This is a genomic window from Burkholderia sp. BCC1993 (genome assembly GCF_905339865.1).
Classification (GTDB): domain Bacteria; phylum Pseudomonadota; class Gammaproteobacteria; order Burkholderiales; family Burkholderiaceae; genus Burkholderia.
Window position 1 is genome coordinate 1 of the sequence record NZ_CAJPGZ010000023.1, and the last position, 13,482, is coordinate 13,482.

General features: G+C 63.3%; 11 protein-coding genes. 5 read left to right on the top strand and 6 right to left on the bottom strand.

What is annotated here, in order from left to right; genetic code table 11:
* Together U4Y91_RS31760 and U4Y91_RS31765 are read right to left on the bottom strand one after the other, a co-directional pair.
* Positions 1-126: porin (locus tag U4Y91_RS31760; RefSeq protein ID WP_321808476.1), on the bottom strand; the 126-nt coding region annotated here is incomplete at its 3' end.
* A gap of 495 nt (positions 127-621) precedes the next feature.
* Positions 622-1,593, bottom strand: coding sequence for a LysR substrate-binding domain-containing protein (locus U4Y91_RS31765; RefSeq protein WP_321808369.1), 972 nt, complete (start codon positions 1,591-1,593; stop codon positions 622-624).
* A 136-nt stretch (positions 1,594-1,729) separates the two neighbouring features.
* Here U4Y91_RS31765 and U4Y91_RS31770 point away from each other — a divergent pair, with 136 nt between their 5' ends.
* Together U4Y91_RS31770 and U4Y91_RS31775 are read left to right on the top strand one after the other, a co-directional pair.
* Entirely contained in the window at positions 1,730-4,030 is a 2,301-nt protein-coding gene (locus U4Y91_RS31770; RefSeq protein ID WP_124521810.1) for an NADP-dependent malic enzyme, read from the top strand.
* Positions 4,031-4,154: 124 nt separating this feature from the next.
* On the top strand, positions 4,155-4,883 hold the full coding sequence (locus U4Y91_RS31775; protein ID WP_321808477.1) for a transporter substrate-binding domain-containing protein: 729 nt from the start codon (positions 4,155-4,157) through the stop codon (positions 4,881-4,883).
* A gap of 217 nt (positions 4,884-5,100) precedes the next feature.
* Here the strand turns inward: U4Y91_RS31775 and U4Y91_RS31780 are convergent, their stop codons facing one another.
* The 3 genes from U4Y91_RS31780 to U4Y91_RS31790 form a co-directional block, all read right to left on the bottom strand.
* On the bottom strand, positions 5,101-5,358 hold the full coding sequence (locus tag U4Y91_RS31780; protein WP_321808370.1) for a hypothetical protein: 258 nt from the start codon (positions 5,356-5,358) through the stop codon (positions 5,101-5,103).
* A 129-nt stretch (positions 5,359-5,487) separates the two neighbouring features.
* Positions 5,488-6,309, bottom strand: coding sequence for a cysteine hydrolase (locus tag U4Y91_RS31785; protein ID WP_082088705.1), 822 nt, complete (start codon positions 6,307-6,309; stop codon positions 5,488-5,490).
* Positions 6,310-6,710: 401 nt separating this feature from the next.
* On the bottom strand, positions 6,711-6,866 hold the full coding sequence (locus U4Y91_RS31790) for a hypothetical protein (RefSeq protein WP_321808371.1): 156 nt from the start codon (positions 6,864-6,866) through the stop codon (positions 6,711-6,713).
* A 529-nt stretch (positions 6,867-7,395) separates the two neighbouring features.
* Here U4Y91_RS31790 and U4Y91_RS31795 point away from each other — a divergent pair.
* The gene (locus U4Y91_RS31795; protein ID WP_321808372.1) at positions 7,396-8,226 is read left to right on the top strand and encodes an alpha/beta hydrolase; all 831 of its coding nucleotides are present in this window, start codon (positions 7,396-7,398) and stop codon (positions 8,224-8,226) included.
* 137 nt (positions 8,227-8,363) lie between these two features.
* Positions 8,364-9,842: a catalase gene (locus tag U4Y91_RS31800; RefSeq protein WP_321808373.1), complete on the top strand. Its 1,479-nt coding sequence runs from the start codon at positions 8,364-8,366 to the stop codon at positions 9,840-9,842.
* 28 nt (positions 9,843-9,870) lie between these two features.
* Here U4Y91_RS31800 and U4Y91_RS31805 read toward each other — a convergent pair whose 3' ends face one another.
* Positions 9,871-11,685: a LysR substrate-binding domain-containing protein gene (locus U4Y91_RS31805; protein ID WP_321808374.1), complete on the bottom strand. Its 1,815-nt coding sequence runs from the start codon at positions 11,683-11,685 to the stop codon at positions 9,871-9,873.
* 232 nt (positions 11,686-11,917) lie between these two features.
* On the opposite strand from U4Y91_RS31805, the gene U4Y91_RS31810 reads away from it, so the two are divergent.
* Complete coding sequence (locus U4Y91_RS31810; protein ID WP_321808375.1) at positions 11,918-13,465, top strand: winged helix-turn-helix domain-containing tetratricopeptide repeat protein; 1,548 nt, start codon at positions 11,918-11,920, stop codon at positions 13,463-13,465.
* Positions 13,466-13,482: the final 17 nt, after the last annotated feature.

Consider the following 13,482-nt stretch of genomic DNA (forward strand, 5'->3'; position numbering starts at 1 on the left):
CGTCGCGATGTGGTTCAGGTATTCGACGCCGCCGTCGATCCGGCCGTACAGCGTCACGCTCGTCTGCGCGAACGCGGCCGCCGGTGCGGTGGCCACGATCAGCCATGCGAAATGTTTGAGTCGCAAAATCAAGCCCGCCTCTCCGTGTCTCGACCGTCCGATGCGTTGGCCGGCAACCCATGCCATCACGGCAGCGATGGTGCAACGCACACCATACGAATCGACATGCACGCGTCTGACGTTGATAATCCGCCGAACGGCGACGGAACAAGCGACAAAGACGATGGAATCGATACGGTACGCGGCCGCCGCGAGCCTTCCTTCGTTGTGGACCGATTATGAGGGTAGGACAAGCACCATGCGATGAACAACCACTATTTGGAAATTCACCCATGCCGCTCGTTTCTTAATGACGGAATCGAGTCATGCCAGCATCGGACTTGCCGTCTCTGTTGCCGGCCATGCGTCGTGACGATCCAGTGATGGGTGACGACGCAATTGACGATGACGATCCATGCAATTGCAACGCGCCTGCCGGAGCACGCCATGTCATCGGCGGACGATCAAAACCGGGGATGACGCGGTTGCCGGCCGCGCGCGTACCGGCCGGCACCCGAAGGCTTATCGCGGCACTTCGACGTAGGTTTCCCTGCAGATCTCGCGCAGCGCCTGGACGAGCACATCCCGCGTCGGCGCATGCGATTCGGCGGCGCGGGTAAACAGCGCGATGGGCGGCAGCGTCCAGACCAGCGAGTAAGGCACGATCGCCACGCCGGCGATGCGCACCATTTCTTCCGCGATATCGGCCGGCACGATCGACACCGCGTCGTCGCTCGACGCGATCATTTCGCCGATCAGCTTCGACGAGTAGCTTTCGACGATCGGCACGGGTGGCGCGATGCCCGCCGACAGAAACAGGTCGGTCACCTGCTCCCGCATCGGCGTGTGGGGCGCGCCGAGAATCCAGTCCAGCGCGTGCAGCTTCTCCCAGTCGAGCTTCGAGCGGGCCAGTTTCGCGGCGAGGCGCCGGCTCGCGATCATCCGCGGCTGCTGCTGGTACAGGACTTCGAAGGAGACCTGCCCCAGATCGATCGCCGACGACGCCCGCCCGATCACGAGGTCGACGCTGTGGTCCTTGAGCTGCAACAGCAGCTGATCGCTGGTGCCTTCGTGGATCGTCACGGTCAGGCGCCGTTCCATCCGGGATTGCAGCCGCTTGAGCGCCGCCGACAGCATCTGGCCCGAAATAAACGGAATCACGCCGATATGCAGGTGCGCCGCATGGCCGGCGGCGACCGCCTCCATCTCGCGGGCGAGATGGTCGAGATCCCTCAGCATCGCCTTGGCGCGTTCGAGCACGACCGAACCGAGCGCGGTCGGCCGCATGCCGCGCGACGAGCGCTCGAACAGCGGCGTGCCGAACATGCTTTCCAGCTCGGACAGCGCGTTCGTCACGGCGGGCTGGCTGCTGGCCATGTGCTCCGCGACGCGCGTCAGCGACCCGTGCTGCTGGATCTGCAGCAACAGCATCAGGTGCCGCATCTTCAGGCGCGCGCCAAGCCGCCTGACCACGTCGTTCGCGTCGAATGTCATTGCCGAACCGCCACACCATCATGAAAAAGTGATGGACCGATATTAAAACAGAATCATCTCCTTATGGCTGATCCCTAGAATCACCTCCATGGATCGCGTCGGGACTGGCCTGGCGCGCACGCCCGGACCAAAAAACATGAAACAGACAGAGACCCAGCAGCAGGCCGCGTACGACTATCACGAGTTTCCGACCCCTGGGAAGATCTCCGTCGTCGCCAGCAAGCCGCTCGTGACGCAGCGCGATCTCGCGCTCGCCTACACGCCCGGCGTCGCCAGCGTCTGTGAGTCGATCGCCGCCGAGCCGCTGAACGCGCACCGCTTCACGAGCCGCGGGAATCTGGTGGGCGTCATCACCAACGGCACCGCCGTGCTGGGTCTGGGCAACATCGGCGCACTCGCGTCCAAGCCGGTCATGGAAGGCAAGGCCGTGCTGTTCAAGAAGTTCGCGGGAATCGACGTGTTCGACATCGAGATCAACGAGACCGACCCGGACAAGCTCGTCGACATCATCGCCGGCCTCGAGCCCACCTTCGGCGGGATCAACCTCGAGGACATCAAGGCGCCGGAGTGCTTCACCGTCGAGCGCAAGCTGCGCGAGCGCATGAAGATTCCCGTCTTTCACGACGACCAGCACGGCACCGCCATCACCGTCGCCGCCGCGTTCATCAACGGGCTGAAGGTGGTCGGGAAGTCGATCAAGGAAGTGAAGGTCGTGACGTCGGGCGCCGGCGCGGCGGCGCTGGCCTGCCTGGACCTGCTCGTCGACCTCGGGCTGCCGGTCGCGAACATCTGGGCAACGGATATCGAAGGCGTCGTCTATCGCGGCCGCACCACGCTGATGGATCCGGCCAAGGAACGCTTCGCGCAGGAAACCGATGCGCGCACGCTGTCCGAAGTGATCGGCGACGCGGACGTGTTCCTCGGGTTGTCGGTCGGCGGCATCCTGAAGCCGGAAATGCTGAAGGCGATGGCCGCGCGTCCGCTGATTCTCGCGCTCGCCAACCCGACGCCGGAGATCTTCCCCGAACTCGCGCATGCGACGCGCGACGACGTCGTGATCGCGACCGGCCGCTCGGATTTCCCGAACCAGGTCAATAACGTTCTCTGCTTCCCGTACATCTTCCGCGGCGCGCTGGATGTGGGCGCGACGACGATCACCCGCGAAATGGAAATCGCCGCGGTTCACGCGATCGCCGGCCTCGCGCAGGAAGAGCAGAACGATATCGTCGCCGCGGCATACGGCGGCGATGAAGTGTCGTTCGGTCCGCAATACCTGATTCCGAAGCCGTTCGATCCGCGCCTGATCGTGCGTATCGCACCGGCCGTGGCCAAGGCGGCGATCGAAGGCGGCGTGGCGACGCGCCCGCTCGCGGATCTCGACGCGTATGTCGAGCAGCTGCAGCAGTTCGTCTACCACTCCGGCGCGTTCATGAAGCCGCTGTTCGCGACCGCGCGCCAGCTCGTGCGCGACGGCGGCAAGGCACGCATCGTGTTCACCGAAGGCGAGGACGAGCGTGTGCTCCGCGCGGTGCAGGTGATCGTCGACGAGAAGCTCGCGCGCCCGATCCTGGTCGGCCGTCCGGAGGTGCTGCTCGCGCGGATCGAGCGGTTCGGCCTGCGCCTGCGTCTCGGCCAGGATGTCGAGGTGACCAATCCTGAATACGACGAGCGCTTCCCGCAATACTGGACCACGTATTGGGAACTGCGCTGCCGCGACGGCATCTCGAAGGAAATGGCGCGCGTCGAAATGCGCCGGCGCCTGACGCTGATCGGCGCGATGATGGTGCGGCTCGGCGATGCGGACGGGATGATCTGCGGGACGGTTGGCGAATATCACAATCACCTGCGCTTCGTCGATGAAGTGATCGGCAAGAAGCCCGATGCATCGACCTACGCGGCGATGAATATCCTGCTGCTCAATCAGCGGACGGTCGCGCTCGTGGATACGCACGTGAACGACAATCCGGATGCCGAGCAGATCGCGGAATTCACGATCGCGGCCGCGCGGCAGATGGAATGGCTGAACCTCACGCCGAAGGCTGCGCTGCTGTCGCGGTCGAACTTCGGCTCGGGCAGCGCGGCGTCGGGCGTGAAGATGCGCAAGGCGCTCGAGATCATCCGCGCGCACGCGCCGGATATCGAAGCCGATGGCGAGATGCATGGCGACTGTGCGCTCGATGAGGCGCTGCGCGCGCGGCTGCTGCCGATGTCGCCGCTGAAGGGCGCGGCGAACCTGCTCGTGTGCCCGAACGTCGATGCGGGGAACATCGCTTACAACCTGCTCAAGACGGAGGCCGGCAGCAACGTCGCGGTCGGGCCGTTCCTGCTGGGGGTCAATGCGCCGGTGAACATCCTCACGTCGAGCGCGACCGTGCGACGGATCGTGAACATGACGGCGTTGACCGTGATCGAAGCGAATCGGAACGTGGCGGGTTGAGAGCGGCCCAGGTAGTCGCATGATGGGGGCCGGCTGCGGCCGGCCCTGTCCTGCGAGCGAAGTATTAGAATCGTCGGCAATCGGCTCCCGATTCGGCGGCCGTCCCTGCTCGCGAGAAGAAGCGATGAAGGTAACGATTGCATACCTCGACGAACCGCCATTTGGATGGACGGAACCGGATGGCACGGCAACCGGTGCCGACATCGATCTCGCCGGCGAGATCCTTCGGGCGATCGGCGTCACGCGGATCGAACATCACCTGACGACGTTCAGTGAACTGCTGCCCGGTGTCGCCGCAGGCCGCTGGGACATGAACGTTCCGCTCTTCGTTACGCCGGAACGCGCCGCGATGGTCGCGTTCAGCGTACCCGTGTGGGGAATCGCGGACGGCTTTCTCGTACGTGCCGGAAACCCGAAGCAACTCACCCGCTATGCGTCGCTTGCCGCGCGTCCCGATGCACGTCTTGGCATCATTACCGGACAGGTACAGCACGACTCGGCGAAAGCCGCGGGCGTGAGCGAGCATCAGATCACCCTGTTCGACCGGCAAGCCGATGCGATCGAGGCGGTGCGCGCCGGCACGGTCGACGCGTACGCGAGTACTGCGCTCGGACTTCGGATCGTGGCGAAGCGGATGGACGGCGCATTACTCGAGGCCGTCGCGCACGAACCGCTAGCGGATCGAATACACCACCGGCCGCCGTTGGGTGCCTTCTCGTTCAATCGACAAAACAGCGCGTTGCTCGATGCGGTCAACCGGCAGCTGCGCTCGTATCTGGGCTCGCCGGAGCATCGCGCGCGCATGGCGGGATTCGGATTGAGCAGTGCCGAAATCGATCCTGCCCTCCGCTGAAACGGTGCCGCGAGGATGAGCACCGGCAACTGGATAAGCGCATTCGAGATGGTGACGCTGGAAGCTGCGCATCGCGCACGCTCGTGCTCGTGCTAGTGCTCGCGAAAACAGCGCACCGGCACGCCAAGGCGCGACTGCGCCTCACCCAACTCGCCCGGACCGAACACGGCCGCGCTTTGCCGCAGGTCTTCCCATGCGAAGACATCGTCGTTGACGATCAGGCGGTTACCGAACTGCCTCGATATGCGTCAAACAGCTGTGAGCACAGGGCCGCCAGGGCAGCGAGATTCACAGCCTGGTCCGCGTGCTCGACTTCGCCGGCATTAAGCACGTCATCGAGGACAGGAGCCAGGCGACGCAGTTTTCGGAAGGTAGCGGCGTCAAGTTTCATGTGATGATGCGCGAAGGGGCACGCTGGACTTCTGCAAAACTCTTCGCGCTGGAACTTCAGGAAGCCTTCGATCAGGTCTTGCATGATGTCGCCCGTTTGGTTGCGTGGGAACTCGATGTGCAATCGAGGTGGCCACGAAAATATGCCTGCGCTTTATGCTCAGATCGTGCACCCCCGACATCCATGACCGGGGGCGCCAAGGCTGGGAATGCTTCAGACCGACTTACCTTCCAGCATCTTTACCGTATCGTCTGTGGTCCAGACTCCATCGGCGATGAAGCGATAATTGACTAGCGCAGCGCCATAGCCATCGCCTTCCGGCAGCTTCGGTCCCGCTACGGCGTCACGCACGACTGCCACCTCGAAGCCATTCTCGAGCAGATCGCGCAGATGCGACTCCACGCACAGGTTGGCCAGCATGCCCGCCAGAATGACCTGCTCCACGCGCTGCTTGCCCAGTTGGAGCTTCAGGTCGTTGACCTGGGGGCCATAGAGCTTGTGCGGCGAGCAAATGATTGTCTTGTCATCCTCGATGTACGGTTTGAACTCCGGAAGGAAGTCCGAGCCTGACCCGCGGAAGCCTTCAAGCGAGAGCGCACTCGGACGGTCGAACAGGCCGAGGTTGTGCTGAAATATCTCCGCCCCACCCTGGAACTTCCACCGATGGTCCTGCGGATAGTAGTAGTGGGGGGAAATCGCTATCGTAATTCCGGCCTTCTTGGACGCCTGAAACAGTCGCACCAGGTTCGGCACCATATTCTGTTCGGTCACGCTTTCGCCCACCACCGGCCACGCCTTGCCCTTCGGGCTCATGAAGTCAATCTGCGGATCGATCACGACGAACGCAGTACGGGTGAGGTCAAGCTTCATGCCCGTCTTGGGCAGTGCCGGTTTGGCCGGATCCGCGTACTTGGCACCGCCACCGGCGGGCGCTGAGTTGGCCAGCGAGGGCAGTTGCGTGGAGGCTACTGCCGCGGCGGCAGCCATGCCCTTGAAGAAGGTACGGCGGCCATGAAATTTCGAGGATTCACACATAGTAATTCTCCGGTTGGCTGCGCGGGAACGCTAGCAGGTGCGGCCGACGCGCTGTCACGGGTCCCAAGCGCACGTTCGCTAAAGCAACTTCCAGAATCGGGAAGAGACGGAGTGGTCGTCACAGCCGCCAGGTTTCATCACCGCCTGGAAAGCGCACTGCGGCTACCCGAACTCCTTGTCAGACGAGCCGGGCGATGCAGGATGCAACGTTTACGGGGTTCCAGTTGTTGATCGTCCCCACGAGGCAGGTGAGGATCGGCAGTTCCTGCTAGCTGTATTGCGTGTGTACACGTTCTCGCGAATAGGCCCTTCGATCGTGATCTTCTGAAACAGCGGGCCGAACTCCATGCGATTCGTGGACAGTTCTCTGGACTGCTTAACGTAGGTAGGAATCTGAGTCATTAGGTTTCCTTTATGAACTGACTGAAGGCGTGTTTCTCGACCATGGCGGTGCGTTCCAGATCGAGTGTCATCGTGGGGAACGGGCATGGCGCGCGCGCTCGGATCGGTGTACCAGGCCGGTTGTTCTGCTGTTGGTAGTTGCTGTGTTGGATCATGTTGGTTCCTGGGACTGAGGTGGACAACGAACACGTCGCGAGAATCTCGAGCCGATGCATCGATGCTGACGTGATGCGTTGAAATCTAGAGGCAAATGCCTGCCTGAACTAGGGGCCGGGTGCGGATAGTTCTGTCAATCGCGACGCACCAATCGCGTTCAGCGAGAGTTCATCAAGAATGAGCCGGCATTTGAAGATCCTGTCGTGCGAATGGCTGAGCCCGGTGAACGACCCAGCGGCACGCGCTGGATGCGTTGCCGCGACATTGGTGAAGCACCTGCAACATCGAATTGCACGTGATGCATATCGCACGGCGAGGTGACCGTGGCTAGACTGATCGCGTCTCCCCTCAGGCCTATTACCCATGAAGATCGATCCCGTGCCAATGCAGCGTGGCTTCGCCAGAGTCACGCGTCGTCAGTTGTTGATCATCGGGGCAGGCACTGCAGCAGCAGTGGCTTTGCCATTCGCAGCGTTCGCTGCACCTACTGCGCCGAATGGCGCCGAAACTCCGGAAGGAAATCCACCCATGAGCTATATCACCACCAAAGACGGAGTCCAGATCTTCTACAAGGATTTGGGTCCCTCCAATGGCACTCCGATCGTCTTCTCGCACGGATGGCCTCTGAGCTCCGACGATTGGGACGCGCAGATGATGTTCTTCCTCTCCAAGGGCTATCGTGTCGTCGCGCACGATCGGCGCGGGCATGGTCGCTCGGCGCAAGTCTGGAACGGCCACGACATGGATCACTACGCCGACGACCTCGCCGCGGTCGTGAACCATCTCGACCTCAAGGGCGCGATCCACGTCGGGCACTCCACCGGCGGCGGCGAGGTCGTGCGCTATCTCGCTCGCCACGGCGAGAAGCGGGCCGCGAAGGCCTGCCTCATTAACGCCGTGCCGCCGCTGATGGTCAAGACCGCGTCGAATCCCGGCGGCCAGCCGAAGGACGTGTTCGACGGCCTGCAACGGCAGACGGCCACGAACCGGGCGCAGTTCTACCGCGACATTCCCGCCGGACCGTTCTACGGCTTCAACCGGCCGGGCGCGAAGCCGCAGGAAGGCATCATCCAGAACTGGTGGCGCCAGGGGATGATGGGCAGCGCCAAGGCGCACTACGACGGCATCGTCGCGTTCTCGCAGACCGACTTCACCGACGACCTGAAGAAGATCGGACTGCCGGTGCTGGTGATGCACGGCGACGACGACCAGGTCGTCCCCTACGCCGACTCCGCGCCACTGTCGGCCAAGCTGCTGAAGAACGGCACGCTGAAGACCTACAAGGGCTTTCCGCACGGCATGCCGACAACGCACGCGGACGTCATCAACGCGGACCTGCTGACATTTATCCAGGCCTGATGGAGTCCGAATCAGTCGGCACCGTCGATGGCCGGTCCACGCTTGTGGTGAAGGCCATCGACGCGACGCCCACTCCGGACGTCCAGCCCCCCCTCCTGAAGACGCTCCGCTGAACCCTTCTTCTTGCCCACATTGCCATGACCAAACTCACTTTTGCCAACGGCGCCCCCGTTGTCGACAACTTCAACATCGAGACCGCCGGTGCGCGCGGCCCCGCGCTGTTGCAGGACATCTGGCTGCTTGAGAAGCTCGCTCACTTCGACCGCGAGGTGATCCCCGAGCGGCGCATGCACGCCAAGGGCTCCGGCGCATTTGGCCACTTCACGGTGACGCACGACATCACAGCGTTCTCGAAGGCCAGGCTCTTTTCCGGCGTCGGCAAGAAGACGGACGTCTTCGTGCGCTTCTCCACGGTGGCCGGCGAGCGCGGCGCGGCGGATGCCGAGCGAGACATCCGCGGCTTCGCGGTGAAGTTCTATACCGAGGAAGGCAATTGGGACCTGGTGGGCAACAACACGCCCGTGTTCTTCCTGCGTGATCCGCTGCGATTTCCCGACCTGAACCACGCCGTCAAGCGCGACCCGCGCAGCAACCTGCGTAGCGCCCAGAACAACTGGGACTTCTGGACGCTGCTACCCGAGGCGCTGCATCAGGTGACCATCGTGATGAGCGATCGCGGCCTGCCCGATGGCTATCGCCACATGCACGGTTTCGGTAGTCACACGTTTAGCCTCATCAACGAGGACAACGAGCGGCACTGGGTGAAGTTTCACCTGCGCAGCCGGCAAGGCATCCGTAACCTCACCGACGCACAGGCCGCCACGATCGTCGCCAACGACCGCGAGAGCGCGCAGCGCGACCTGCTCGAGGCAATCGATGCCGGCGACTTCCCGCGCTGGACGTTGTGCATCCAGGTGATGACCGAGCAGCAGGCGCAGGTCTGCCCGTTTAATCCCTTCGACCTCACCAAGGTCTGGCCGCACGGCGACTACCCACTCATCGAGGTGGGTGTGCTGGAACTCAACCGCAACCCCGACAACTACTTCGCCGATGTGGAGCAGGCGGCGTTCTCGCCCGCCAACGTCGTGCCGGGCATTGGCTTCTCGCCGGACAAGATGCTGCAGGGGCGGCTCTTCAGCTACGGCGACGCGGTCCGCTACCGTCTGGGCGTGAACGCGCACCAGATCCCGGTGAACGCCCCGCGCTGCCCGATGCACAGCTATCACCGCGACGGCGCGATGCGCGTGGACGGCAACCAGGGCGGGCTGCCCGGCATCGTGCCAAACAGCCGCGGCGAGTGGGCCGACAGCCCGCGACTGGCGGAGCCGCCGCTGGTGGTCTCGGGGGCAGCCGCGCACTGGGACCATCGCGCGGACGAGGACTACTACTCGCAGCCCGGGGCGCTGTTCCGACTGATGTCGCCCGAGCAGAAGCTGCAGCTCTTCGACAATACGGCGCGCTCGCTCGGCGGCGCGAGCGAGGACGTGCAGCAGCGGCATATCCGCAATTGCACGATGGCCGATCCCGCCTATGGTGCAGGAGTTGCCGAGGCGCTGAAGAACCTCCAGTCAGGCATGGCCCTGCCGTCGTCCACTCACGGCGCAGCTGGTCGTTGAAGGCGCGTTGTCAGTCGTCCTGCCAAGTCTATTGACCCGGCAGGGGCACCCATGGCGCCGAGGCGGCCTGTCGATCATCACGCGTGGGTGAAAGAGCACCTGCGCATTGAAGGTCCAGCGCCCGGATTGCTGTCGTCATGTGATCGACGAACACGCGGATACGCGACGGCAGATGCTGACGACTCAAGTAGCAGATGTAGTGGCCGCGGTCATCGGGTGCGTACTGTGGCATGGAGTAAACCAGTTTCCCCTCGCGCAGCAGATCGCAGATCAGGTACCCGCCCAACTGAGCGATGCCTTTGCCTTGGAGGACGGCCTCCAGCACTAGCCCGACATCGTTGAACATGAGGCGCGATGGCGGAGTCAGCTTGCGCGTGCCCCCCTCCACCTTGAACTCCCATTCGTAGACGCGGCCCGACGGCAGACGGACGTTGATGCAGTCGTGCTGCATCACCGCGTCCGGCGACTCGGGCATACCGCGCCTTCCGGCATACTCGGGCGAGGCGCATACCAAAGTCTGCATCGGGACGATCTGTTTTGCGACGATCCGGCTGTCGGCCAAGCGCCCGTTGAGAAACGAGACGTCGATGCGGTCCGACGTGAAGTCGCTCGCGACAAAGCTTAGGTGCAGCTCGATCTCGATGTCGGGGTACTTCTCCTGGAAGCCCCACAGCAGCGGTGCAACCACTTTGCGGCCGAAGCCCACGGAAGCGGAGACCCGCAGGCGTCCTCGCGGCGGACCATCGCGCAGATCGCGCATGTCTTCCATTGCCTCTTTGATGAGAGCGACGCTGGGCTGGCAGCGGGCATGGAAGATCTCGCCTTCGCGCGTGAGCGAAATGCTGCGCGTCGTCCGACTCAACAGACGCAAGCCGACCTGCGCCTCCAGTTTCTGGATGACGCGGCTGACCGCAGAACGAGTGATCCCGAGCCGGTCAGCAGCCTTGCAAAAGCCGCCTTCGGCCACAACGGCGATGAAGGCGACGACTCCGGGATAGCTCGTCGCGAAACTCGATGCAAGCGCGTCCGAGTTGTCCGCAGCGGCAGTCGCCAAAAGAGAGGACTGCATGGCGAAGCAGGACTGAGCCTTGTAGCGATCGAGCCAGTCCTCGAACCGGATCGCGCCGATGCGGGGGTTCTCCCCGGGCGTGAGCGTTCGATCCGAGAGGAGGCCACCGAAGTAGCGCGCGTGGATGTCCGGCACGACCTTGCGCGTATCCTGCGTCGCCCGCAGGAAGCGCCTGACCAGTTCGTCCAGTGGCATCGCCTCCGGACCGGCGACTTCGACCGTGCCGTTGACCGGCGGCGCGACTGCGACCTCGGCAAGCGCCGCTGCCACGTCCGCTGACGCGATCGGCTGGATCAGCGCCGGCGACAAGCGAATCTCCTTGCCTAAGGTGGCCAGCCGGGCAACCGACTGGGCAATGTCACCGACAGACTCGTAGAACTGCGTCGCACGCACGATGGTGTATGGAATGCCGGATGCCTTGATGAGGCCCTCCTGCACGACCTTCGCCCGGAAATTGCCGCAGTCGGTAAGCCGTTCGCTACCAACGATCGACAGGGCCACATGGTGGCGTACGCCGGCGGCAGCGCCCGCAGCCAGCAGGTTGCGGCCCGATGTCTCGAGCAACTCGATGGCCGCCTTGTCTTCCCATACTGGCGCGTTCGCCGCATCGACGACGACCTCGGCACCGTCGAGCGCTTTGGCCAAACCCTCGCGGGTGCTGGCGTTGTCGCCGGTGTCAGGGGCGGCTGCGAGCACGTCATGGCCGCGCTTGCGCAGGTCCTCGACAAGCATCGTTCCGATGAGGCCGGTGCACCCGATGACGACAATTTTCATGTTTTCTCTCCGTTTCTCGACCGCAAACCGTTGTCGTCGATGTGTATGGAGATTGCCTGCGCGCGCCGGGGAAGTCCTTGCCTTCGCCTTGAATTTCTCTGCAGGAGACCTTGATTATTCGTCCAAGCGTTGCCCGATCGGGATGAGATGCGCTCACCTCCGGTTGCAGTATCATCCATGGACGGAATTCGCCAGTTACCCCCTGGGAGCCGAATCGGCCACGGGATGTCAAGTGAAGTTCGAGTTTGGAGACTACGTGATCGACCCGGAACGCCGGGAGCTTTCGCATCGCGCGAAAGTCGTACCTGTCGGGCCGCAAGTCTTCGATCTGCTCCTGCATCTTGTCAGGAACCGCGACCGTGTCGTCAGCAAGGACGACCTGCTGCAGGCGGTATGGCGCGGCCGAATCGTCTCGGAATCGACGATCACCAGTCACATCAATGCGGTCCGCAAGGCCATCGGCGACACCGGCGGGGAACAGCGCTTGGTCAGGACTGTCGCCCGCAAGGGTTTCCGCTTCGTCGGCGAGATCGGCGAACACGTCTCCAGAGAATTGAGGGAGCCGCCGTCCGCGCTCCTCCTTCCGGGTAAACCCTCCATTACCGTATTGCCCTTCCAGAACCTGAGCGGCGATCCCGAGCAGGAGTATTTCGCCGACGGCGTGGTGGAGGACATCATCGCTGCGCTATCGCGCATACGCTGGCTGTTCGTCATCGCGAGCGACTCGAGCTTCACCTACAAGTGCCGCGCAGTCGAGGTGAAGGACGTCGGCCGCGAGCTTGGCGTGCGCTACGTGCTGGAAGGTAGCGTGCGCAAGACCGGCAACAAGGTGCGCATCACAGGGCAGCTCATCGATGCCAGGATCGGGGCCCATCTCTGGGCGGAGCGCTTCGAAGGCACGCTGGACGACATCTTCGAACTGCAGGACCAGGTTGCGGAAAGCGTCGTCGGCGCCATCGCGCCGCAGCTCGAGCGGGCGGAAATCGAGCGTGCCAAGCGCAAACCGACGGAGAACCTGTGCGCCTACGACTATTACCTTCGCGGCGCCGCGCACTTGCACAGCGGAACGCGCGAATCAATCGAGGCGGCGCTGCCCTTGTTCTACAAGGCCACCGAGCTCGATCCGGCGTTCGCATCGGCCTATGGCATGGCGGCCTGGTGTTATTTCTGGCGCAAGATGAATGGCTGGATGACCGATCCGCCCCGGGAGATTGCCGAGGGCACTCGCCTGGCACGACTGGCGGTGGAGCTTGGCCGGGACGATGCTGTGGCGCTCACGAGAGGAGCTCATGCACTCGGGCATCTCACCGGCGACCTCGACGGCGGTATTGCGCTGTTCGACAGAGCTTTGCTGCTCAATCCGAACCACGCCCCTGCATGGTCCCTGTGTGGGTGCCTGTACGCTTGTCGCGGTGAAACAGACGTTGCGATCAAGTATTTGGCGCGTGCCATTCGCTTGAGTCCATTGGATCCAGAAATGTTCAGGATGCAGGCTGGGATGGCGCTGGCACATTTCTTTGCAGGACGCTTCGACTCCGCTTCGGATTGGGCCGAAAGGGCCAAATGGAATCTACCCAGTTTCCTTGCCCCGGTCGGCATTCTGGCGGCGAGTCATGCGTGCGCTGGACGCATGGACAAAGCGAAGGACGCGATGCAGCGCCTGCGCACGCTCGATCCGTCACTCCGCGTCTCCAATCTCAATGACTGGCTTCCGATCGGTCGCCCAGAAGATCTGACCCAGTTTGCGGAGGGGCTGCGGCTGGCCGGATTGCCCGAGTGACTACGGCACGATTGCTC

Coding starts and splice junctions, on each gene's coding strand:
- U4Y91_RS31765 (WP_321808369.1), bottom strand. CDS start 1,593: ATGACATTCGACGCGAACGACGTGGTCAGGCGGCTTGGCGCGCGCCTG.
- U4Y91_RS31770 (WP_124521810.1), top strand. CDS start 1,730: ATGAAACAGACAGAGACCCAGCAGCAGGCCGCGTACGACTATCACGAG.
- U4Y91_RS31775 (WP_321808477.1), top strand. CDS start 4,155: ATGAAGGTAACGATTGCATACCTCGACGAACCGCCATTTGGATGGACG.
- U4Y91_RS31780 (WP_321808370.1), bottom strand. CDS start 5,358: ATGCAAGACCTGATCGAAGGCTTCCTGAAGTTCCAGCGCGAAGAGTTT.
- U4Y91_RS31785 (WP_082088705.1), bottom strand. CDS start 6,309: ATGTGTGAATCCTCGAAATTTCATGGCCGCCGTACCTTCTTCAAGGGC.
- U4Y91_RS31790 (WP_321808371.1), bottom strand. CDS start 6,866: ATGATCCAACACAGCAACTACCAACAGCAGAACAACCGGCCTGGTACA.
- U4Y91_RS31795 (WP_321808372.1), top strand. CDS start 7,396: ATGAGCTATATCACCACCAAAGACGGAGTCCAGATCTTCTACAAGGAT.
- U4Y91_RS31800 (WP_321808373.1), top strand. CDS start 8,364: ATGACCAAACTCACTTTTGCCAACGGCGCCCCCGTTGTCGACAACTTC.
- U4Y91_RS31805 (WP_321808374.1), bottom strand. CDS start 11,685: ATGAAAATTGTCGTCATCGGGTGCACCGGCCTCATCGGAACGATGCTT.